This window comes from Bacillus sp. LH1 (assembly GCF_057924895.1).
This window is the reverse complement of the sequence record NZ_CM175007.1, coordinates 928,992-950,263: the sequence shown is the minus strand read 5'-3', so window position 1 is coordinate 950,263 and position 21,272 is coordinate 928,992. Positions and strand designations below refer to the sequence as shown.

Genomic DNA, 21,272 nt, shown 5'->3' with positions numbered 1-21,272 from the left:
GACCTAATTCTCTCTAACTAAATAGCTTTTATTCTTATCTTCCCAGTATCTATATTCATAGGGTACTTGTTCATCAAATCGCTGTAAATAACCTCTCCAGTTATTCGGAATATATTCTTCAAAAGATATTGATTCCGGATAATTAGAATAAAAAATTAAACGCTCAAAGTCTATTAGGAAACATGGATTATAATCATAATAGGCTTCTTCTCTATTAGTTCTTAGTTCCCTTAAAAATTCTAACCTAATATCTTCTGTAAATCTTTTATATTTTTCTATTCTTTCTAAAAAGTTAGCTATTGTAGTCTCATTTAAAATACTAATGCCTTTTCTTTCCTCTGGATATTCACTAGGAGAATATCCAGCTTGATTATAATCTAAATACCATAAATCCGATTCAGTTATATACCAATTGAGCTTATTTTTATATTTTACACCCACTATAATATTTTCGGCGTATAAAGGCTTAATCATTTAACTCGTTCTCCTCTCTTACTTAATAAGTTTAGTGTTTCATCCATATTCTACCAACCACCAACTAGTGGGGTCAGGTAATTCGTATGCAATACCTTCAAATCCATATTTATCAAAAGTACCCTTGTCAACAATCTTAGGAGCTGTTCTACCTTCGTTAAGTGGATTAGTTTTATAATCCTTCTGAATAAAAACAGCCTATGTAGTTATACAGGTTCTTCAACCATAAGTAGTTGTTTTCTTCCCTAAATTACAACCTTTTTTGTCCCTCCTTTTAAGAGAACAATAGAACCATTTGGTAAAAACTTTTCTTTAGAAAATTGCATAATTCCCCATCCTTGCTTTATCTAAATGTAATTCTATATTCATGATGTTGCTTCTCCCTTTTCTTTTCCGCATTCTTTACTGACTATAGGAGAACCACGATTATATACTTAAAATTCAATACAGACTCTTTAAATGGTTTCATGTGTTCTACCCCCATCTTCTATATGCTTCCTTAAATAATAATACCTATGGAGTTCTATAATGAAATGAAACAACATAAACGAAAGCATGGAATATACACACATTAATACAATTGCTACCATCTTTTGTGTTGCAAAACCAAGACTGATATTAGCAATGAGTTGGCCCAATCCTACAAAAGCCACTACTCCAAAACCAGAGTTTTTTTTCGATGATTTTGATTTTTTGATTGGTTCCTGAAGTTTTTTAATATGATTTTTATAATAATAATTCAAAGCAAAAATATACAAACCAACCGAAAAAATAAAATAGATAGGAGTTTGTAATCCTACCATTCCATATGCAAACTTTTGGGTTATAACTAACAATCCTGCTGAACATACGATGCCAAATACCCCGCGAAATAGAGTGTATTGTAATTGCTGTTTCCTAGGATTTATAACAATCTATATCGCCCGCAAATTACACTTAAATACATTGGTATTAATAAAGAAGAAAAGGATAATATCCTTAATACATTTCTCCTTTAATTTCTTTTAAAATATATATCAACCTATTAAAAAACAAATAAAAGAAGACTAAAAAGCAAATATTAGTCTTCTTTTTTAATTAAAATATTAAAACAAAAAACTTTAATACAAATTCAAACCCATAAATAAAATTTAATTACTTTTCTTACATTATTCTTTTAACATACTTAAAAACTCACTAAAATTATCTGCAACTTCACTAGTTACCGGATTCAACTCTTCTGACTCTTCATGATACCATACCACAACAGATGGTATTTCTTTTTCTCTAAAATCTAAACAAAGAAAATCACCTGCGAATAAAACAGCAAACGGAATAACATTTATCCCTGTTAAATCTTCATCATCCGTTAGACGAGTGTCAATATCAGATAATACAACCTCTATATCATACCAACCATTTTCATCATCATCTTCTGAGTCCTCCAACAAACATAAGAAACGTTCAATTAAAAGTTCGTTTTTTCCATGTGAAAAAACATTAGTAATTGGAATAGAGCCATTATATTTTTTCAAAAAATCTATAAAATCAGTTGGTAATTTTATCTCACAATATTCCTCAAATGATTCAATTAATTCATCATTTGGTGATTGAAGTTCACTACCATTTTTAATCTTCATTTTAATTCCTCCATTTCTTTACCTACCTTTAGATCTATAAGACCAATGCCCTTCACTCCGTCCACCTGGTATTCTATCATCTAACCATTTAAATTGTTGTTCGTCACTTGCCAACCACATTTCCTCTGGTAACTCATCCGATTTAATAATTAAACCAGCTTTCTTAAAATCAGGATATTGTGTACCTAATTTCATAGGAACATCAGGTATTAAACCTTTCTCAATAGCAACCTGCTTAATAATAGCTTTTTGGGGAGCTGTTAATTTTTCTCCATTGCCACGGACTATTAGAATTTACTACTGCAGCCTTATATTCTAATTCAAAATTGAGATATTTTCCCTCTACAGCATCGTCTAAAATCTATATATATTCATCCACTTCATATAAATTTTCTATGAAATCAGATACAATAGCAATCTCTCCCTGTAGACGAATTCTTAATCCACTAAATGGAGCACACCAAAATTCATGTGAACTATCTCTCCACCCATCATCATATCTAAATACCTTTAGATTCTTTTGCAATGACTATTGCTGATAATTATCTAGGAAAAAAGTCTTTAAAACCTGAGATAATGAGAGAAATATGAAATAATAGATAGAGCTGACTTCTACAAGAAGTCAGCTCTATCTATTATTTCAATTCTTTATTTTTTCCTTTTTTAAATTCTTTTTGTTTATCTAGCCAAATATGAATTAAATCTACTAATTCAATCGTTTCTATCTCACAAAAATCTCCCTTACCATCTTCAGCCAAATTGTCTAGGACAGTAGTTGTATCTTTCCGAATTTCTAAACCGCAAATGTTTCCATTTACTACTACGTAATTTTCTTTCCCATTTAAAACACTATGTATTTCTTCTAAAATCCAATCTCCAAACGTAGAAACTTCAACGCCTAAAAAAGTCTCAATAAGTTTAATTTCTTGAGAAAGCCTCATAACTAGTTTTCCATTGGTAAGTACTTCAAATCTATATGGGTATTTCATTACTATTGTACTCCTTTATACTAAAGATAAAATTTATTCGGATGGGAAAGCAGAGATAATTTTCCCATTCCCATCTATATACATGCTAATCCTTATCCCCTCTGAACCTATTCCAGAATATGTGTTACCAAATTCATACGTTCTATTAAATCTCTAAGTTCATAAGAAGCAAATAAATGATTAAAAGATTGTAACCCCTACTATAAGAAATACTATTATTACTAAAGGAAGAATGATAATCATAAAGGATATTATTATTGTTAATAATGCTTTCCATGCTGAAAATTGGTGTGCTTCTCCTAAACATTTTAAGGAAATAATGATTGTCCAAATTGCAATAACTATATCAATTATGGCAAAAATAATAAACAAAATCGTTAAAGTTATGCTACTATCCATTTTCGGTGTCTCACTCGTAAAGTTTTCTATCCCAAACAAGAAAAATGAAGGCAACCAAACTAATATAAGAGAATAAACGTAAGGGATATAAGAATAGGCAACTGCGTAACGTGTTTTTTCAAAGGTACCTTGTCCACCAAGTTTTTTTGCTACCCAATTAAATAACGCTGGTAGCAAAAAATAATAAATTAAGAAAGCAACGAAGGTACCGAATATAACCATTGAGATTATTGAAACTGGACTACTTATTGAATCCCCCACATTTTTAGAAGATGCTCGATCTAAAGTCTGTACGAATGAGCCTAATAAAATGAGTAAAAACACATTCTTAGGTTTGGATATAAAAATTTCTTTCATTGTATCACGTGGTTTTGTCCAAATGGAGAACCAAGGATTAAGTGCACGTTTAAATTGATTTTCTGGAGTTTCCATATAAAAAACATTCCCCTTTCTTAAAACATATTAAATATAAATCCCTAATTATCCCAGTTATCTATATAGAAATATTAAAGCATAAATAGTCGATTATTTAAATGTAAATATTCAATCATTTAATTTCATCTGAAACTTAGGGGGAGTGCTCCTTAACAATTCCCTCCATATTGCCTTGCATTTTTAACTATGGGCTGAGTAGTTACTTTCATTTTTGAGTACCTCGCATTCTTTAATACATTGTATAAACAGTTATAATTTTATCATTTTATACATCTTTTATTGCTATAAGTCTCGTAAATGGCTTCCATAAGAAGAATGCGATTATATACTTGAAATGCAACAAATCCTCTTTAAAAGCCTATACGTATTTTCCCTCCATCTTCTATATGCTTCCGTAAATAATAATACTTATGGAGTTCTATAATCATATAAAACAAAACAAACGAAAACACTGTGCATGCACACATAAATACAATTGCCCCCATCTGTTGTGTTGCAATGCTAAGAATTATATTAGCAATTAACTGCCCCGATCCCGCTGCAATAGCTGCTACTTTTACACCACCAGTTCCTTTCGATGATTTTGATTTTTTTCTTGGTTCCTGAAGTTTTTCAATATGATTTTTATAAAAATAATACAAAGCAACACCATACAAACCAACTGAAAAAATAAAATAGATAGGAGTTTGTAATTGTAACACTTCATAGGCATACTTTTGCGTTATAACCAATAATCCGACTGAACATATGGTGCCATATACTCCCCGAAATAGAGTGTATTGTAATTGTCGTTTCCGAGGATTGATAGCAATCCATATCGCCCACAAATTTAAAAAAATAACTGGAGGAGTTACTATATATACATAGAGTAATTGAAAAGGATTCGCAAAAGCAGGCAAGAGAACAAACACATCTGCCCCCAAAAGGACAAGGACAATTACTTGGACTCTTATTTCATTTACAGGATAAAGAGCCATATAATGTGCAAAAGCTTTCTTATTAAAATCTATACTTTTTTTCATGTTAATTAAACCACCCTGCTATTGTTCCGATCATTAAAAGTTTCATAGCTATTTATTCTCCTTTTTTCTAAATTTATCCATAATATTATGAGCAACTATATTCCATAGTAAAGAAAGTACGGTAACAAAAAGTACAGCTAAAGAAAAATAAATCCTATCCTTCCATGTATCATGTACAATCATGCCCAGTATAATCATTATTAACGCACCAACACATATAACTATTTTTGAAAATTTTTGCATTCTATTATCTCGCTTCCTTCTCAAACTTAAATGAAACTCCTGCGGAATCTATAACCATACCCACCTATTATAATCTCACCTTTGACACTTCTATCATAATCATCTAATACAGGTATATAATCACGTATCTTAATTTTAGTAATTTCCGCTTCATATGTTTGCAATACTATCAACGTTTCAAACGTCCTTTATACATTCCTTATTTAACCCAAAAATATTAAAATATGAATATTATAAAAATTAACTATCTACTTCCCATCAAAATTATGGTAATCCTATTAAACCTGGGGTTACCCCTTCTACCTTTGCCCATTCAAACGAGCACTCAACTAACATTTGATTCTTACACTTAATTTTTAATAAACCCTCTTCTTCTATCGTATTTATTTCAAAATAATCAATTATATTTTCTGTCCCTAAACCTTTTATTGTTAAATTATGAATAGTAAAGAAAGATATCTCTACATAAATTACATCCCACTTATTCCATCGCTTTGGCTTGTTTTCAACATTTTCCTTTGTCATCAATTGAATAACTAAAGTCGGACCATCTCTTTTAAGACGCACCTCTAATAACTCTGATTCTTTCAACTTTGGTATTTTCCCAAAAATACTAATTAACGCTTGTGGATTTAAAAATTTAAATTGATCAATCATTTTTATACTCCCTATTTATTATTTCTCTTCTCAAAATAATAATGATCCTCCATACCATCTACCTGTCCTGTTCTTGTATTGTATTCAGGTCTTACATTATGATGCGGTGGATGATCTCCAACTCCACCTTCTCCAAACTTATGACCCTCTGAATGATCTTGATTGACCTTTTACTTCATATGTAAATTCTCGAGTCATAATAGGCTGTTTATTATCATTTAATATCCTTTTACCATTACTATCTGTTAATGGTACCATCTTTTGACTAATCGGGTGTTGAAATCTAGATATATTTAATTGTCTTTTAATTTCTTTTAAACTAGCTCCCCTAGATTCATGAGAATTTCCCCCCTCAATCTTCTTAACTTTGAGATAATATTAAAAAGACTTATGCGTAATTCACATAAGTCTTACTTTTGTTACTCATAATTAATTATTATTTGTCTTCGCAATCACATAAGCTAGAAAACATTTCTTAAAATAATGAACCAATAATGCACCACTCTAAAAAAGAGAATTGATATCTATTAAATATAATAGTCAGGATTTTCATCCATTTTAATTAAAAATTCTTCTAAAGAATCCGCTATTTTCTCATCTTCAGAGTAAGTAGGACATTGACCTAATTCATTTTCCTCTTTAAATTTAATTGTTAAAAAGTTAAGTTCTGTTACTTCAAAAAACACTAATGAATCATCATCTAGGTTTGGATTATATTCATAAATATCTTGCCTTAAACGGAAATCTGCAACTGAAATCGGGTCCATAAATCTGTTGAAAAACGTTCTTGTATCAGACTTAAAAAACCACAACCTATTTCTTGATAAAAGCGTTTCAGTTCTTTTGGAAGTTCCATTTGTAATAAGCTTTCTGCCTCATCTATCTCATCTTGATATATAGGATAGAAAATAGGTTTTTGTTTAGAACGGACACTTCTGTCTGCTACAACATATTCTTTTAAAAAATTAAACATAATTTTTAATACCCCCCCTATTAAAGAAGGGTTATTTTTAACGCTTCCTCAAGCATTGTATTAAAATCATTATATGTGTTCATTACCGTACCTGATGGTTTATCAAGTTCTAAATAAGTACCGTCTGATAAGCTCTTACAAAACCACGCAATATTTGAATCGCCAAAGAAAAGATACTCTTTTTGAAATTCATTTTCATACCAAATCTTATTCGTGTCTATAAGGCCGCAAATATGTTCATCTTTTTTTGTTTCTAGTAAAGAAGAATCAACTCCGTAAAGTACCAGTCCATCAAAGTCTAAACCATTTACATTTTTAAGAAACTCTTCGTATTCCCTCGGTAAATCAACATTAAATTTCTCTTTTACATGTTCTCTTAATCTTTGAACTTCAGTATCCGTTGCGGGTGTATTCAGCTTATAATTAACACTTTTCAATATATCTCCAATTTCCAAAATCATATTTTTCCACATATAAATTTCACCATTGCTTCAGCTTGAATCAGTTCAAAAATTTCTTTTTCATTTCCCTCATAATTGTTTAACATTCTTAGAATTTTTAAATCCTTTACATCCATGTCACTAACTCCTATCAATTATTTTAGGACTTTCTTTTACATGTTTGCTTCTGAATCCCATACCTCGATAAATTCAAAACCTTTTAAATCACTTTCTAACACTGTATTTCTAAATTCATCTGATACAAAAACGGAAGGAATATGTAATATTTCATTTAAGTAAACTTTAAATATTGTTTGGTTCTTAACCATATTAGGTAAGAATGCGTATTTTTTGAAATCTATTACTAAGCCAGAACGTAGTTTCTTTAGTATAGCTTTCTCATAGTTAATAGCATCTAGTGCATTTAAAACGTTAATTATATAATACACTTCTCCCGTCACATCATGAATTAGGGGAAGAAATTCTACATTATCACCAAGTATAGACTCTAAAAATTTTTTAGCTTTCCCACTAACCATTGGCGTACCAACTTCTCCCCAAAAATGAGGCAAATCACTTTGATTTCCTTCTTCTACACATTTAATACGTATTTCTCCCCATGAATCAGATGCTTTTACTGCCGAGTCAATTTTCCCTTCAAAATACTTTTTAGAATCTTCTTCTAAGTTCAATAGTTGAAAGGATTCATAGTCATCAAATGAACTCTTTAATTCCCAAATCTTCATTTTTACTCTCCTTTGTTATTTTTCTATCCTTCCTTTATCTAAATGTAATTCTATATTCATGATGTTGCTTCTCTCTTTTCCATAGTCTTTACTGACTATAGGAGAACCGCGATTATATACTTAATATTCAATACAGACTCTTTAAAAGGTTTCCTGTGTTCTACCTCAACCTTCAAATAAAGAATATATGTATGATTAAAACTAATTATATTTTTTTACCTTTAAAGGAATAGATATAAAATACAAATCTATAGCATAAATAGTAATCAAAATACCTTTACCTTCATCAGCAAACTTTGATTGATGAAACTTTTCTGAAACTTTTCTTTTTCCCCATTTTTTAGGAAACCATTGAAATCCTGAAAACATATAATTAATCTACCTTTTCATTAAAATTTCGCGAGTTTATTTCTTAACTCTAGCTCTTCAACTGTTTCAAAACCTTTAAAAAATAAACTATCGATTTAATTATGATTAAAAAATACATTGTATTCTTTAGATGCCTTTTTCAATCCAAAAACTATTTTTCTTTTTTCCATGATATTCGAAATTCCCCACCATGTTCTTCCGTTTTAATTTTAACCTTATATGTATCATCCTTAGGCACTTTAATATTTTTTTCGCCTTCGCCACTATTAAACTCTAGTATTGTATTATCATTTGAATCCACAACATAAGCAATTATAGTTCCTTGTTTAGTTTTATCATCAAAAGAAAAAATCCAATTCTCACCTTTTTTAACTTTCCTATCTTGAGTTGCAGATCCAGTAAATTTTCTATAATCTCCAGATATACTACCTGATACACTATCTGAAGAACCATGAACTTTACCACCCACAATAGTTCCCTCTCTTGTAAAACAACCACTAAGAATTACTAAACACAAAACAAATAAAATTGTATTTTCAAAAATTTTCACTATCATTACCCCTTCTACTCCCAATAAAATTTTCACCATTAAACTTATAAAAATAACTATAATAAAAAATTATATCCATTAAGATATATATTTTTATTATAGTTATAAATTCCGAATTATTATTTCGAATCTTCACGCAACTTAATTTCATCCTCATTTATGTAACCAGTAAAAATAACTTCTGATATGTATTCATGGTTAAAAAACATATTATATTCAGTTGAAACATTTCCAATAGGATAATAACAAGCCACATAATCCCAAGTTTCCTTAGTTTTTGAATCTTCCTGTTTTCTACCATATATCATCAAAGGTTGCTCCCATGTTTTAAATTTCACAACCGAACCTATTGGAAGTAGTTCTAATTCTAAATTTTGTACCATCTTAGTTTCCCCTTCTTAAAATAGCCTTTTTTATAAGGAAATAAGTGATAGAAAACAACAAACAAGTACCAATTGTACCAAAAACTGCAACCGAAATGTTACCTGCTAATGTTTCATTTGGATCCAATGCATTAGGTAAAATTGTACCAAAAATTGCAATACAAGCTAATATAATCATAAAATATTTAAATTGTTTCACTTTTTTATTCATACTACTTATCTCCTTTATTCCTTAACATTAACTTCTAAACCAAATCCCCATAAACCTCCATCAGGACCAAATGGTGCATGGAATTTGAATCCATTTTTTCCAGCTTCAAAAGATCCCCCGAGTATTCCAAGCGATGCTGATCCCCCAGTTTGTAACTTTTTATCCATAAATGGAATAGGAATTTTTATAGCACTCTCATATTTTACCAGAGTAGCTTCAGCTCCAAAAACAATATCCTCTTGTTCTATTCCAGCTTGAGCTACTGTAAAACTAACCATTTGGTAATAGTTTCATTGATACTTTTACCCCCTAAATATTAAATGAATTTTTCGAATTATAAATCTACTGTTTTTTCTTATTGTCTATACGTTTATAGATATACTCTACTGTAAAGTATGCAATAACATTGCAAATTAGCAGCAAACCTATAAGTAAAAGTTTATCTTCTAACCGTATAGTAGAAGAAGCCCAATTAACAACATAAACATAATACATACAGTAAAATTCAGAATTCTATTTATTGTACGCATACCTTAATTACTCCAGTCTTATATTAATCCCGTTTTTTTGTAAATTTATCATAAAATTTCTCTTGCGCCCACCGTCCGAATTTTAAAAAACATATTAAACCTGCTCCCAAAATGATGAGAACGATAGTTCCTAATAATTTTTCCCACCAATTGTTGAATGGAGTAATCATTAACCCTATAATAGATACGGATATTACGACATAAACTAAAATATATAATGGTTTATACGATGGTGTTTTCATATCATTTTTTCTCCTCATGTTTTTCAAATTTAAAACTACTTCCCACAGTAACCCCCTCTAAAACAGGAACTGTTATACCAGTTTCTTTTCCAACGCTACCTTTCAAACCTATTGCGCCCAATCCCAAATCACCTTTAATTTTCAGGTCTGTATCTCCAATAATTGGCAACAAATCTGGAAAATGTAGCATACTTACTTCTACTTCATACTTAAGTGTAGAAGCTTCCGATGCTGCTTTTAAGGAGTAATCGTCAATACCTGCTATAACTTCTAATGAGCAAAATATATATTGGTTAATTTCACCAAACACATTGTAATATATTATTCCGAACTTTTAAACACTTTATCTTTCTATTGAATATTCTACTTTTACTTGCTTTACAAGATTTTATGCAAAAAAGACCACCAAAAGGCAGTCTCAAAACTCAATCCTATTCACCATCCCTCACTCCACCGCTTTCTCATACAAATACTTCGCAGCGATAATATCTACTACTGCCAAACCAACTGATTTGAAAATAGTAATCTCTTCATCATTTTCGCGTCAGTTTTTCCACCGCTTAAGATTTGTTCAAGTTCGGCGTGGAGATTACTAGTTTTATCGGAATTTGAAGATCATCTGTTTCTAGATCATATTCAATTAAGCAATCCTACAAATGTCTCTTCTTCCTCATCTATAAAACCTACAAATATAATTTCTTCGATATCCTCATGATTAAATACAAATGTATACTCAGGATTAATGTATCCTTCTGGATAAAAACAGCCAATATAACCATACATCACAGGTTCTTTAACCATAAGTTTTTGTTTTCTTCCATAAATCACAATTTTCTTCGTCCCACCTTTTAATAGAACAATAGAACCATTTGGTAAAAACTTTTCTTTAGAAAATGGCATAACTCTCCATCCTTCCTTTATCTAAATGTAATTCTATATTCATGATGTTGCTTCTCCCTTTTCTTTTCCGTAGTCTTTACTGACTATAAGAGAACTGCGATTATATACTTAATATTCAATACAGACTCTTTAAAAGGTTTCATGTGTTCTACCCCCATCTTCTATATGCTTCCTTAAATAATAGTACCTATGGAGTTCCATAATGAAATGAAACAAAATAAACGAAAGCATGGAGTATACACACATTAATACAATTGCTACCATCTTTTGTGTTGCAAAACCAAGACTGATATTAGCAACGAGTTGACCCAATCCTATAAACGCCACTACTCCGAAACCAGAGTTTTTTTTCGATGATTTTGATTTTTTGATTGGTTCCTGAAGTTTTTTAATATGATTTTTATAATAATAATTCAAAGCAAAAATATACAAACCAACCGAAAAAATAAAATAGATGGGAGTTTGTAATCCTAACATTCCATATGCAAACTTTTGGGTTATAACTAATAATCCTACTGAACATACGATGCCAAATACCCCACGAAATAGAGTGTATTGTAATTGCCGCTTCCTAGGATTTATAACAATCCATATTGCCCATACATTTAAAAAAGCAACTGGTGGAACTATTATGTACATATATATCGGTTGAACAGGATTCGCAAAAGCAGGTAAAAGCACAAATATATCTGCTATCCCAATCACAAGAGTAATTATAGTCGATCTTATATCATTTACAGCATAAAGAGCCATATAATATTCAAAAACTTTTTTATTAAAATCTGTATTTTTTTTCATGTTAATTAAACCACCCTGCTACTGTTGACCAAGTTTTTTTCGCGCTCGTTTTCACCATATCCTTAATACTATCATCTTCACCATCACCATCTAAATCAGCATCCCATTTTACACCTTCTTTGAAATATTATTCCCTTCTCGAAAAGAAGATCAATCCATTAATAAGATCTAGGCTTATCGAAAATTGCAAAAAGCCGGAGATTTTGCCAGTGTAGAATCTATTGGGACCCACACCATGCGCAAAACCTTCGGCTATTGGTTCTATAAACAAACAAAAGATGTTGCTATGTTGCAAGAAATACTTAATCACAGTACACCGCAAATCACATTGACTTATATCGGAATCAATAAAGAAGAGAAAGATAATGTACTAAATACATTTTGTATTTAATTCAATTGTAATAAAAAACTATATTTCCAACAATTTCTCACGTAATATCAATTCATTTTCAGTCATGTAACCTCTGTGTAATTCTTCTACAATCTTATCGCAATTAAAGCATAATACTTTTTCATCACCTAAATAACCAACTGGATAAGGAACACCTACATAGTCAAAATCACGTTTATCTGCTGAAATAACCATTCTTCCGATAATCATAATGATTGGTTCTACACCTTCTAGTTTAACAACTGAGCCAATAGGTAATAGTTTCATTTATTTGCTCTCCTTTTTCTTTTTATATCTGAATATAAATTCTAAAATAATTATAAAAGCAAATCCAATAGATAATTGAATGACTGTAAAAAGGATTTTTTCTTTTGAAGAAGCTTCAGGTAAATTCCATATTACTACAAGGGGAATAAGTACCCCAACAATGGTAAGAATCCTTAACAATTTATTCATATTTTGAATTCCCCTATCACATAGGTAATATCATTTCTTGTTAAATTTACTGTGTACCAGTTCAAAAAATTTATTTGCACCAAGTGAAATTGCACCAATAATAAGAACCCCAATAATAAAATAAATCTTTTTAAATAAACTGTAAGGAGATAAAATAGCAACTACAAGAAGTATTATAATTGCAACGAATGTGACTAATTTTCCAACTTTAAATGCTTGCATATCAGCTTTCCTCTTTCTTTGGTTTTTCAAATTTGATAAATCCTCCAAGGCCAAACTCTTCCCCGAAGTATCCCCCGGTTTCAGCTCCAAGCTTTACTTTATAACCGAATGTACCTAATCCTAATTCCCCTTTTGCTATTACATCATGGTCTCCTATAAATGGAACGAAATCTGGGATATGAAAAAGATTTAACTCTGCTTCATATTTGTTAGCAGTAAGTTCCGATGCAATTTTTAATGTATATTGATCCACACCTGTTGTAAAGTTTGCTTCGCCAAACTTTTGAGTAATGGTTAACTCTTGCGGAGTAAACCTAATAGGTCCAATGGGCCCAATAAAAGTAGTAATTGGAACCTTTATTTTTTTTATTTTAAAGGAGTTTTCTAAAGCAGATCCCTCTATTTTTGCTCCAATAATATTTCCAGCCATTAAATCATCTTTAGCAGCATCAAAAGAAAAAGGCACATTTACATCTATTTTTCCAGATAAAGCTTTCATGTTCCACTCGCTGTTATTACCAAGAGGCTCCTTACCATCAATCACAGAACCTTCTAAAACTCCTCCAACACGATCTCCATCTTTCCATTCTGCTTTACCTGTAAAATATTTAATGTTATCCTTATCATCTTTTTTAGTTCCTGCCTGTGCTATTTTATCAGCTTCATGAGTTCTCTTTTCTGTAATTTTTTGAATAGATGTTGTCCATCCCATGTTCAATACTTGCGTACTAAATGTACCGCTGACAACACTAAATCCCTTCCCACTTTGAACTTCCGCAAGACCTGCAGCAATACTAGTTGCTAATTGAAGTGCTGTACTATAATTATTACTAGAGTTCTGATTGAATTGATACAAATGATCCAGCTTTTCTTGCAGTTTTTGCCTCATAACAATAAAAAGATTTACCATGGCATCCATACCCGGCATTGGCATAGCCTGATTGACAGCTTCCATACTTGTTTTCATTCGGTCAATTTCCCGAATTTGTTCTAATATCTCTTGTTCAATTACATCTGTGGAAGCGACTTGTGATTGAAATTGACTTGGAAAAGCATCATTCTGACGGATTAATTCTTCACACAAATAAATGATTCCTTGTGCCAAAGGTCGAAAGGTTTGTACAAAAAATGCTTTTGCACTGCTATATGTTTGCCCCTGTAACACAGTATCAGTTGCAAAAGCATCAATCGACTGAATTGCTTGTTCCATACCTTGAATGGTGGCCGTACATACAGCATTCATACTTTGAGTTTGACTTCGTACCTCTCCCAAATACATATTTAAACTCATGCATTGACCTCCCTTGCTAATTGTTGTTGTTGATAGGAAAGGGCGTTTTCTAAATCATTAAGGTCTCGTCTTTCTTTAAGCAACGTTTCTTTTTTGTTTTCCAATTCAAATGTGACTTTTCGTTCAATATGTTGTGCATCTTGATACGTATTCATAAAAAATTGGGACATTTCTCTATCACCATGCCAAGTTCCTAAAATTCGATCAAACAAACGACGATTTCGACTTCTACATTCATAAAAATCTGCTTCCGCTTGTTCTTGAGCTTGAATCGCAGATTGATTTCGGTCCTGTTCTTCAAATACATTTCGTAACTTTAGATTTAACTCTTTAATTTTATTTTCAATATCTCGACCCATCTTTTTCCTCCTACTATTTTACTTTACGTAGGTTGTCACATCAGCGAAAAGTATTGTGAAGTTCGTTATCCATTCTCTCAAATTCTTTAGCTACCGAATGTATATTATCAACCGCTTGCTGGAAGGCAGCGGAAAATTGTTTCGTCAAGTCTAAAACTTGCTGATTCGCTTCTTGTGATTTGAAATTAACAGACAACGTTGTACGCGCCGCCTTTGTTATAGAACGACTGGTTGCACTTTGAATCCTATCAGAGGCTGATCCCATTTTCGTAGCAATTTGCGTTGCTGTTTGTAAATTACTTTGAAATTGTCCCATTCTTTCAAACCCTTTCTATAAGTTTTCCAAACGCATCAAAGAAATCTCATTAAATATATATCCCTATCAATCGCTCGCTAGGCATGCAATCAAATGAGCCATACAATATAAGCTGTATGGCTCATTTGAAATGCTTGTTATATAGAGTATGACAATTTTTATTTCAAACCGAAATTACGTGATAATTCTTCATCATGAGAAGCAACAGCCTCTGCAGTTTTATTAAGCTGCATATTAATTTCTTGTAATAGCTGTGCAAAGTTTTGTACCTTTGGCTTTAATTGATTGAACTGTTGGTCAAAACCTTCAAAAGCACGTCCTTCCCATTCTCCTCTTAATTCATTTTGCAAGTTTTGTAGTTGACTTAAAATGTCCTCAATTTGATTTGCACCTTGTCCATATCGAGCCGCTTTCGATTTAAGCTCCTCTGGTGACATACGAATTTGTCCAGCCATTTTCATTTCCCCTTTAATACATAATGAGCAAAATATATATTGGTTAATTTTACTAAACATATTATAATCTATTATTCTGAACTTTAAAACATTTTATCTTTCTATTGAATATTAGAATATGAATATTCAATTCTAATCATTAAATATCCTAATTTTTCTTGCTTTACAAGATTTCATGCGAAAAAGACCACCAAAAGGCAGTCCCTCAAAACTCAATTCTATCCCGCACTCCACTACTTTCTCATACAAATAATTCGCAACGATAATATCTACTACAGCCAAACCAACTGATTTAAAAATAGTAATCTCTTCATCATTTTCGCGTCCGTTTTTCCCCCGCTTAGGATTTGTCCAAGTTCGGCGTGGAGATTGCTAGTTTTATCGGAATTTGAAGATCACCTGTTTCTAGATTCTATTCAATTAAGCAATCCTACAAATGCCTCTTCTTCCTCATCTATAAAACCTACAAATATAATTTCTTCGATATCCTCATGATTAAATACAAATGTATACTCAGGATTAATATATCCTTCTGAATAAAAACAGCCAATATAGTCATACATCACAAGTTCTTTAATCCCAAGTTTTTGTTTTCTTCCATAGTTATTTATGTGAATTCAGCTCGTTTTTTTGTTTTGGGTGAAAAAAATTTTTAACTTGATGGCAATGTGGTGCTGCCCCTATTAGGCAAATTCGACAAAGAAAAGACACCCAAAGGCGCCTTCCTCCGACTTGAACCACCTTAATTTTATTGTGTTGTTATTATATAAGAAAAGAAGACATCGCTTAAGATGTCTTCTTTTACTTGTACACTTGGTGTTAAGAAGGTATTTATTGCTTAAAAACCATAAAAAAAATATAACAATCATCGAGTAAACCTATTATAGCATCAATAAATAGAGTTTTTATATGCATATTTACATATATATAGATTTATTTATGTTTTATCTATATAGTTAAATTGTCTGTTTCTTGTTTTAATTCGTTTGTTTATTTTGAGTGCTCCAGCAATGGAGCCTTTTTTTATGCAATAAAACATTTTCTTAGCATTACTTAGTTGATCTATATTAACTTTACCCTCTTAAATTATATCTATATTTTACCAAATAATTATATAGATAACCAGTTTTTTCTAATAATCTAGTGAATTGATAATTTTAATGTTAGTTGTTAATACCCCATAGAAAAATTCATTATGCAATGAAAATTGAGAAATCAAGAATTATAAAAAACTTATAGTATCTTTTGTAAAGGTATATTTTTAATTTGTATATTAATATGTTATAATTTAATTTCTAAAACTACCAAAAAAGGACTGCCAGTAATGGTGGTCCTTTTTTATATCGGTGAGATTGTACTAGTATGATAGAATAGGATTAACTGTATATTGTGAGGGTGATTGGTTATCCCTTCTTTCCATTTGGAAGGAAAGGGGGTGATATACCTATGGAGTTTTTGTTTGAGCTTTTAAAAGAATTTGTGAAAGCCATTGTACGTGAAGTTTCTGCGTATGTTTTTAGGAAACAAATTTTAGAAAAAGATAACAAAAAACCCACTCCTCGTCGCCGTCCAAAGCAAAAGGGTGGGTTTCGTAAAAAATAAATGATATAACCACCACCCTGACGGTAGCAGTTATTAGAAGAGATGTTAGCGCATCTCTTCTTTTATTATATACACAAGCTATTACTGTAATACTACTACAGTAATTATATCAAACGTACATAAAAAATCAATGAGCACGTAATAGATATAATGTACAGAAGAAAAGAAACCCAAGTGAGTCTTTTTTCAATTTATTACATCCCTAATTGATTGTAAATTGATTTGAATACGTGAATTCACCACGATATTTAATTACAGCTACATAAGTACCACTTGTATAGCTATCTGTGATAGGGGTTTGCCAAATTTCTGTTCCAGGAATAAATTCTGGTTCTATTGTTTGGAATCGTTCTAGGGTACCATTTGTGTGGATTTTAAAAATTTTCATTTGCGCACCAAAATGTTCTCTACCAAAGTGCTGTGCTAAGTAAAATGTATCACCAGTTATTAAATTCCCAATCTTCCAATCTGGTTGATATGTACTTTCCTCTGAATTTTGTAAATCCACAATGGTTTTAAATCCCCAATCATCATTAAGTGGATCTGAGTAAGCTGCAGCTGCTTGTGAGGTAGGCTTACTCATTTCTATTGCAGTAAAACCGCTAAAAGTTAACACCCCAATTAATGCTAATTTTCCTAACTTCATTATTGTTTCCCCCCTATTAATTTTTGTAATTTTTAAAACCAGAAATCATACATACATAATAATATAATTCACTGTATAATATTTCAAATATTTTCTAAAAAAAGTTATAAATACAAAAGAAAGACACCAAAAGGGGCCTTTCTCCGACTTGAACCACTTTAATTTTAATAATATGTATTGGACTCCCATCCGAATATTGTTTTAACGTATTTATCCATATTTTGTTTGCGAAAAAATGAAAAGCATAATATCTTATTACTGCTTGTTCATAGCTTTTATCTGTTATAAACATATTCAGTAGTCATGAAGTCATTAGGGAAGTCGTTGATCACTTTCTTCATAACGTTTAGTTCTTCCTGAGATTTGAGTTCAATACCATTTATATAATCAAATACCTTAGATGGTTCATCTGCTACGTAATTCTGTGTCATGTAATCATCTTGGAAGTCTTTCTTTGCTTTTTCTTTAACGGCATTCATAGCATTTATAAAAAAATTGTACCGTGTAGAATTATTTCACTGTACCAAATATTTGAATTTACTAAACAGTTAGAATGAATACGATTATTTATATAATTGAAAATAAAATTGTTAAACAAATGTTGAGAAATAACAAATTTCAATTTCCATTATATTCTATACTTGCTATTATTTAATGTAAGACTATTCAGAAAAGGAAGGGATTATATGCGTGTTCCAGTGAAGGGGAATGAACAGATTTCAAAATTATTTAATGACTGGTATCAAGCTATACTACAACATCAAAATGTACAAGCAACAAACTTAAAACAAGAAGTTGAAGATAAGCTTTCCAGTATAAAAGAAGATAAAAATTTATTATTATACTATTCATTATTAGACTTTAGATATAAAGTACTAACCGATGGACTTAACATTACAAAAGATAGCTTTAATGAAATTAACTCCTTTGATATACCTGATAGTAGTTTTTTATCCTATTATTATCACTTCTTCAAAGCTATTCACAGCACAATTCTTGCAGACTATAATGAAGCAAAAGAATATTTTGAGAAGGCGAAAAAACTTTTAATGTACGCAATGAATGAAGTAGAAGAAGCTGAATTTAATTACCGTTTAGCTTCATTTTATTATCAAATCTATAAACCGCTTTTAGCTATTGATTACATACGAATAGCTAAAGATATTTTCTCTAAACACACAGGCTATAAAATTAATGTAGCATTATGTGACAATGTTTTTGGATTAGCTTGTATAGATTTAAGGCAATTTGAACAAGCCGAAGAAAGTTTTAACACTGCCATAGATATTCTAAAAAGTAAAAATGAAAGAACATTGTTACTACGTGTTAGAAATAACATCGGACTATTATATGCAAATCAAAATCTATCCTCTTTAGCAATTCGTCACTTATCAGAGGTTACAGAAAATATACCAAATCACTTTAAAGCCCTATATTTACAAGCAGATGAAAATTTAAAATTAGGCGAAACGGCAGTAGCATCTCAACTCATCGAAAAGGGCTTAAACATTTGCAATGAATTAGCAAATAAAGAATATCAATATCGCTTTAAAATCTTAGAAAAATTGAACAACACGTCTAACACTACAGAATTAGAAGCTGTTGTATTAGCAGGAGTTTCATACTTTAAAAAAGAAGAGTTATGGGATTGCATTGAAGAATATGCAGAACGATTAGCGAATAAATTTTATGCAGAGGAACATCATGTGAAGGCTAGTAAATATTTTTATATGAGTAATGAAGCAAAGAAAAAACTATTAGCTAAAGGGGCGTTAAAGTAATGAAAAAGTTTGGATTAACAATAGCAGGTTTAACGTTAGCTGGAATTATGACTTTTGGTATAAGTAACAACTTAGAATTTTCGGCATTAAACAAAGGTGACACACCTGCACCACAAAGACCTGATTTAGCATTTAGTGATGGGCATATCGGTACTTCTCCAGAATATACACATGGAGAAGGGTGGTCTTCATCTTACACACACGGGGAGCCTTTGGGTATAGCTGATGGTGATACTGGTGCACCTACTTACGATCATGGAAGACCGCCTACACCACAAGCTTAATTGTTCCGCAAAGAAAGTCATACTACTTGTATGGCTTTTTCTTTATTTTAGTTACTTAAGCTCTACATTTTTATCTGATTTGCTTTTGCTAGTGTAGAAGAGGGAAAAGGTATAGAAGCATAAAGTGAAACTTTGCCCTCACCAATTGGGCTTTTACGGGCAGCCCGCCCCCACCTAATTTCTTTGCTTTCGCTGAATTTTGAGGTGGGGATCTTACTGCCCGTTAATGCGGGATAAAAGAAAACCGCCTGAAATGATATGTACTTGAATAGTAGTACATAAAAAATACAAATAACAATAAATTAAATATCGTTAAAACAAAAAGGAGATGTCCCAGGCATGGTACTAGGACATCTCCTTTACTTATCTAAATTCTACAAAGCACTATCAATTAAACAACTATTAAATATATCTTCTATCTAAAACATCGTATTATCATTAGCTGCTTCACTTGGAATCTCTTGAATTACATCCCAGTGTTCGACAATCTTTCCATCCTTGATACGAAATATATCCACTATAGCAACTCCCTTATCTTGAGAATTAGTACGAGAATGTACATGAAGAGCAACTGTATCCCCTTCAGCTACTACACGTTTAATCTCTGCAGAGGAATTAGGATTTTTAACAAAATCCTCCTTAAAGAAATCCATGAAGGCTTTTCGTCCATCAGCAACAAAAGGATTATGTTGCTTATAATCTTCGCTAACATATTTAGGGATAATATCGATATTATGTTTGTTAAAAACTTCATTATAGAAATCAACTACCATCTTTTTATTCTTTTCATTTTCTTTTACTTCTTTTGATGCAGAAGCGACATTTTCGCTCTTAATTGAGTTCCCTTTGTTATTACCAGCGGAAGCTTGATATACCAAAGTCGAAACTACTCCTAAAATAAATACAGAAATAATTGTTATGATTAAACTTTTCTCTAATTTCATATATACCTACCTCTTCTACTTAAATAAGTTTTCTTCTATAAAAAGCTTAAAGAAGGAGAAACCTTCCCCAAAATGTAATGTCAGGGGTAATGTTAGAAATTTCATTTATCCTAACCTCCCCCTATACAAGGCATATTAGAAACGATTCATTCTAACTTAATACCTCATTAACAGTTGCACTGTCCACAATTTGAATAAACTTCTTAACCTTATCGTTCTCATCAAACTTATAAAGGTGACAAAAATCTGCTATGAACGATTTCCCTGTAGCTTTATATGTCCCACTATATTTTCCATACACGATAACAGTATTGTTATTAAAAGCATAAATTTCATCTTTAGCGCTATAGTCATCCCATTCTGTGCCAAGACGTTCATGTACGTTTTTCACTACTTCATCTGGACCTATATAAGTACCTGCATATGGAAACCCAGCAGCTTCTGTCCAAGATACATTTTCACTTAAATACGTTTTGAACGCATCCAATTTCCCTTCGCCAGTTAACACATACGTTTCATGTAATAGTTTTTGATATTTATTCATA

Annotated in this window: 32 protein-coding genes and 11 pseudogenes; 5 read left to right on the top strand and 38 right to left on the bottom strand. The window is 31.2% G+C overall.

Annotation, left to right across the window (positions count from 1 at the left end):
* Positions 1-3 precede the first annotated feature (3 nt).
* The 3 genes and pseudogenes from ACX9TM_RS04960 to ACX9TM_RS04950 form a co-directional block, all read right to left on the bottom strand.
* Complete coding sequence (locus tag ACX9TM_RS04960; protein WP_065211932.1) at positions 4-474, bottom strand: hypothetical protein; 471 nt, start codon at positions 472-474, stop codon at positions 4-6.
* A 178-nt stretch (positions 475-652) separates the two neighbouring features.
* Positions 653-800: pseudogene (locus ACX9TM_RS04955) on the bottom strand (DUF4176 domain-containing protein); the annotation flags it as partial.
* A gap of 129 nt (positions 801-929) precedes the next feature.
* Positions 930-1,388, bottom strand: a pseudogene (locus tag ACX9TM_RS04950) (hypothetical protein); the annotation flags it as partial.
* A gap of 9 nt (positions 1,389-1,397) precedes the next feature.
* Here ACX9TM_RS04950 and ACX9TM_RS04945 point away from each other — a divergent pair.
* Positions 1,398-1,472: pseudogene (locus ACX9TM_RS04945) on the top strand (integrase); the annotation flags it as partial.
* 150 nt (positions 1,473-1,622) lie between these two features.
* Here ACX9TM_RS04945 and ACX9TM_RS04940 read toward each other — a convergent pair.
* The 22 genes and pseudogenes from ACX9TM_RS04940 to ACX9TM_RS04835 all read right to left on the bottom strand — a co-directional run bounded on the left by ACX9TM_RS04940 (position 1,623) and on the right by ACX9TM_RS04835 (position 11,980).
* A complete protein-coding gene (locus tag ACX9TM_RS04940) occupies positions 1,623-2,093 on the bottom strand; it encodes an SMI1/KNR4 family protein (RefSeq protein ID WP_016125568.1) in 471 nt (156 codons plus the stop codon).
* An 18-nt stretch (positions 2,094-2,111) separates the two neighbouring features.
* Complete coding sequence (locus tag ACX9TM_RS04935; RefSeq protein ID WP_016125567.1) at positions 2,112-2,288, bottom strand: hypothetical protein; 177 nt, start codon at positions 2,286-2,288, stop codon at positions 2,112-2,114.
* A gap of 100 nt (positions 2,289-2,388) precedes the next feature.
* Positions 2,389-2,619, bottom strand: a pseudogene (locus ACX9TM_RS04930) (hypothetical protein); the annotation flags it as partial.
* Between the two features lie 109 nt (positions 2,620-2,728).
* Positions 2,729-3,082 (bottom strand): type II toxin-antitoxin system toxin, encoded by a 354-nt coding sequence (locus ACX9TM_RS04925; RefSeq protein ID WP_016125566.1) that lies wholly within the window; start codon positions 3,080-3,082, stop codon positions 2,729-2,731.
* A gap of 33 nt (positions 3,083-3,115) precedes the next feature.
* Positions 3,116-3,229 (bottom strand): annotated as a pseudogene (locus tag ACX9TM_RS04920) (EndoU domain-containing protein); the annotation flags it as partial.
* Between the two features lie 33 nt (positions 3,230-3,262).
* Positions 3,263-3,913, bottom strand: coding sequence for a Yip1 family protein (locus ACX9TM_RS04915; protein ID WP_065381994.1), 651 nt, complete (start codon positions 3,911-3,913; stop codon positions 3,263-3,265).
* Between the two features lie 353 nt (positions 3,914-4,266).
* Positions 4,267-4,938, bottom strand: a complete 672-nt coding sequence (locus ACX9TM_RS04910; protein WP_065381993.1) for a hypothetical protein — start codon at positions 4,936-4,938, stop codon at positions 4,267-4,269.
* Between the two features lie 507 nt (positions 4,939-5,445).
* A complete protein-coding gene (locus ACX9TM_RS04905) occupies positions 5,446-5,838 on the bottom strand; it encodes an immunity 50 family protein (RefSeq protein ID WP_065381992.1) in 393 nt (130 codons plus the stop codon).
* A gap of 11 nt (positions 5,839-5,849) precedes the next feature.
* Positions 5,850-5,939 (bottom strand): annotated as a pseudogene (locus tag ACX9TM_RS04900) (HNH/endonuclease VII fold putative polymorphic toxin); the annotation flags it as partial.
* A gap of 426 nt (positions 5,940-6,365) precedes the next feature.
* Positions 6,366-6,811, bottom strand: a pseudogene (locus tag ACX9TM_RS04895) (SMI1/KNR4 family protein).
* Positions 6,812-6,831: 20 nt separating this feature from the next.
* Positions 6,832-7,284 carry a YrhA family protein gene (locus tag ACX9TM_RS04890; protein ID WP_065381991.1) on the bottom strand — a complete coding sequence of 151 codons (453 nt, stop codon included), beginning with the start codon at positions 7,282-7,284 and terminating at the stop codon, positions 6,832-6,834.
* 140 nt (positions 7,285-7,424) lie between these two features.
* Entirely contained in the window at positions 7,425-7,997 is a 573-nt protein-coding gene (locus ACX9TM_RS04885; protein WP_000707085.1) for an imm11 family protein, read from the bottom strand.
* A 201-nt stretch (positions 7,998-8,198) separates the two neighbouring features.
* Positions 8,199-8,366, bottom strand: coding sequence for a hypothetical protein (locus tag ACX9TM_RS04880; protein ID WP_000490949.1), 168 nt, complete (start codon positions 8,364-8,366; stop codon positions 8,199-8,201).
* A gap of 151 nt (positions 8,367-8,517) precedes the next feature.
* A complete protein-coding gene (locus ACX9TM_RS04875; RefSeq protein ID WP_013141783.1) occupies positions 8,518-8,955 on the bottom strand; it encodes a hypothetical protein in 438 nt (145 codons plus the stop codon).
* An 80-nt stretch (positions 8,956-9,035) separates the two neighbouring features.
* A complete protein-coding gene (locus ACX9TM_RS04870) occupies positions 9,036-9,299 on the bottom strand; it encodes a DUF4176 domain-containing protein (RefSeq protein ID WP_001988756.1) in 264 nt (87 codons plus the stop codon).
* A 1-nt stretch (position 9,300) separates the two neighbouring features.
* Complete coding sequence (locus ACX9TM_RS04865) at positions 9,301-9,510, bottom strand: hypothetical protein (RefSeq protein ID WP_001036924.1); 210 nt, start codon at positions 9,508-9,510, stop codon at positions 9,301-9,303.
* A 14-nt stretch (positions 9,511-9,524) separates the two neighbouring features.
* Positions 9,525-9,788, bottom strand: a complete 264-nt coding sequence (locus tag ACX9TM_RS04860) for a hypothetical protein (RefSeq protein ID WP_065211937.1) — start codon at positions 9,786-9,788, stop codon at positions 9,525-9,527.
* Between the two features lie 275 nt (positions 9,789-10,063).
* Positions 10,064-10,282 carry a hypothetical protein gene (locus ACX9TM_RS04855; protein ID WP_000856858.1) on the bottom strand — a complete coding sequence of 73 codons (219 nt, stop codon included), beginning with the start codon at positions 10,280-10,282 and terminating at the stop codon, positions 10,064-10,066.
* Position 10,283: 1 nt separating this feature from the next.
* Entirely contained in the window at positions 10,284-10,592 is a 309-nt protein-coding gene (locus ACX9TM_RS04850; protein WP_000466642.1) for a hypothetical protein, read from the bottom strand.
* Between the two features lie 135 nt (positions 10,593-10,727).
* A pseudogene (locus ACX9TM_RS04845) lies at positions 10,728-10,908 on the bottom strand (ornithine cyclodeaminase family protein); the annotation flags it as partial.
* Positions 10,909-10,918: 10 nt separating this feature from the next.
* Positions 10,919-11,182, bottom strand: a complete 264-nt coding sequence (locus tag ACX9TM_RS04840) for a DUF4176 domain-containing protein (RefSeq protein ID WP_065381990.1) — start codon at positions 11,180-11,182, stop codon at positions 10,919-10,921.
* Between the two features lie 129 nt (positions 11,183-11,311).
* On the bottom strand, positions 11,312-11,980 hold the full coding sequence (locus ACX9TM_RS04835; protein ID WP_000742398.1) for a hypothetical protein: 669 nt from the start codon (positions 11,978-11,980) through the stop codon (positions 11,312-11,314).
* Positions 11,981-12,107: 127 nt separating this feature from the next.
* Between ACX9TM_RS04835 and ACX9TM_RS04830 the strand changes: the two are divergent.
* Positions 12,108-12,371: pseudogene (locus ACX9TM_RS04830) on the top strand (tyrosine-type recombinase/integrase); the annotation flags it as partial.
* Positions 12,372-12,389: 18 nt separating this feature from the next.
* Here ACX9TM_RS04830 and ACX9TM_RS04825 read toward each other — a convergent pair.
* From ACX9TM_RS04825 to ACX9TM_RS04785, 9 genes and pseudogenes are all read right to left on the bottom strand, one after another.
* Positions 12,390-12,638 (bottom strand): DUF4176 domain-containing protein, encoded by a 249-nt coding sequence (locus ACX9TM_RS04825; protein ID WP_000771612.1) that lies wholly within the window; start codon positions 12,636-12,638, stop codon positions 12,390-12,392.
* Positions 12,639-12,827 carry a hypothetical protein gene (locus ACX9TM_RS04820; protein ID WP_001037837.1) on the bottom strand — a complete coding sequence of 63 codons (189 nt, stop codon included), beginning with the start codon at positions 12,825-12,827 and terminating at the stop codon, positions 12,639-12,641. It abuts the gene before it with no gap.
* A gap of 30 nt (positions 12,828-12,857) precedes the next feature.
* Positions 12,858-13,049 carry a hypothetical protein gene (locus tag ACX9TM_RS04815; protein WP_001147556.1) on the bottom strand — a complete coding sequence of 64 codons (192 nt, stop codon included), beginning with the start codon at positions 13,047-13,049 and terminating at the stop codon, positions 12,858-12,860.
* Between the two features lies 1 nt (position 13,050).
* Positions 13,051-14,340, bottom strand: a complete 1,290-nt coding sequence (locus ACX9TM_RS04810) for a T7SS effector LXG polymorphic toxin (protein ID WP_063220030.1) — start codon at positions 14,338-14,340, stop codon at positions 13,051-13,053.
* Complete coding sequence (locus tag ACX9TM_RS04805; RefSeq protein ID WP_063220031.1) at positions 14,337-14,699, bottom strand: DUF3958 family protein; 363 nt, start codon at positions 14,697-14,699, stop codon at positions 14,337-14,339. Before ACX9TM_RS04805 ends, ACX9TM_RS04810 begins: the two co-directional genes overlap by 4 nt.
* 40 nt (positions 14,700-14,739) lie before the next feature.
* Positions 14,740-15,015: a TIGR04197 family type VII secretion effector gene (locus tag ACX9TM_RS04800; protein ID WP_000529664.1), complete on the bottom strand. Its 276-nt coding sequence runs from the start codon at positions 15,013-15,015 to the stop codon at positions 14,740-14,742.
* Positions 15,016-15,173: 158 nt separating this feature from the next.
* Positions 15,174-15,470, bottom strand: a complete 297-nt coding sequence (locus tag ACX9TM_RS04795; RefSeq protein ID WP_000918591.1) for a WXG100 family type VII secretion target — start codon at positions 15,468-15,470, stop codon at positions 15,174-15,176.
* 132 nt (positions 15,471-15,602) lie between these two features.
* A complete protein-coding gene (locus ACX9TM_RS04790; protein WP_232481729.1) occupies positions 15,603-15,770 on the bottom strand; it encodes an ornithine cyclodeaminase in 168 nt (55 codons plus the stop codon).
* Positions 15,771-15,886: 116 nt separating this feature from the next.
* Positions 15,887-16,072 (bottom strand): annotated as a pseudogene (locus tag ACX9TM_RS04785) (DUF4176 domain-containing protein); the annotation flags it as partial.
* An 844-nt stretch (positions 16,073-16,916) separates the two neighbouring features.
* On the opposite strand from ACX9TM_RS04785, the gene ACX9TM_RS04780 reads away from it, so the two are divergent.
* Positions 16,917-17,072, top strand: a complete 156-nt coding sequence (locus tag ACX9TM_RS04780; protein WP_000394762.1) for a hypothetical protein — start codon at positions 16,917-16,919, stop codon at positions 17,070-17,072.
* Between the two features lie 202 nt (positions 17,073-17,274).
* On the opposite strand, the gene ACX9TM_RS04775 is transcribed toward ACX9TM_RS04780, so the two are convergent.
* Complete coding sequence (locus tag ACX9TM_RS04775; RefSeq protein ID WP_065211941.1) at positions 17,275-17,718, bottom strand: DUF5065 family protein; 444 nt, start codon at positions 17,716-17,718, stop codon at positions 17,275-17,277.
* A 255-nt stretch (positions 17,719-17,973) separates the two neighbouring features.
* Positions 17,974-18,200 (bottom strand): annotated as a pseudogene (locus ACX9TM_RS04770) (hypothetical protein); the annotation flags it as partial.
* 204 nt (positions 18,201-18,404) lie between these two features.
* On the opposite strand from ACX9TM_RS04770, the gene ACX9TM_RS04765 reads away from it, so the two are divergent.
* Entirely contained in the window at positions 18,405-19,499 is a 1,095-nt protein-coding gene (locus ACX9TM_RS04765) for a response regulator aspartate phosphatase (RefSeq protein ID WP_001265863.1), read from the top strand.
* Entirely contained in the window at positions 19,499-19,783 is a 285-nt protein-coding gene (locus tag ACX9TM_RS04760) for a hypothetical protein (protein WP_016125553.1), read from the top strand. The genes ACX9TM_RS04765 and ACX9TM_RS04760 overlap by 1 nt, the downstream gene beginning before the upstream one ends.
* Positions 19,784-20,202: 419 nt before the next feature.
* On the opposite strand, the gene ACX9TM_RS04755 is transcribed toward ACX9TM_RS04760, so the two are convergent.
* Together ACX9TM_RS04755 and ACX9TM_RS04750 are read right to left on the bottom strand one after the other, a co-directional pair.
* On the bottom strand, positions 20,203-20,727 hold the full coding sequence (locus tag ACX9TM_RS04755) for a nuclear transport factor 2 family protein (protein WP_000764206.1): 525 nt from the start codon (positions 20,725-20,727) through the stop codon (positions 20,203-20,205).
* A 151-nt stretch (positions 20,728-20,878) separates the two neighbouring features.
* Entirely contained in the window at positions 20,879-21,271 is a 393-nt protein-coding gene (locus ACX9TM_RS04750; RefSeq protein WP_001046359.1) for a nuclear transport factor 2 family protein, read from the bottom strand.
* Position 21,272 lies beyond the last annotated feature (1 nt).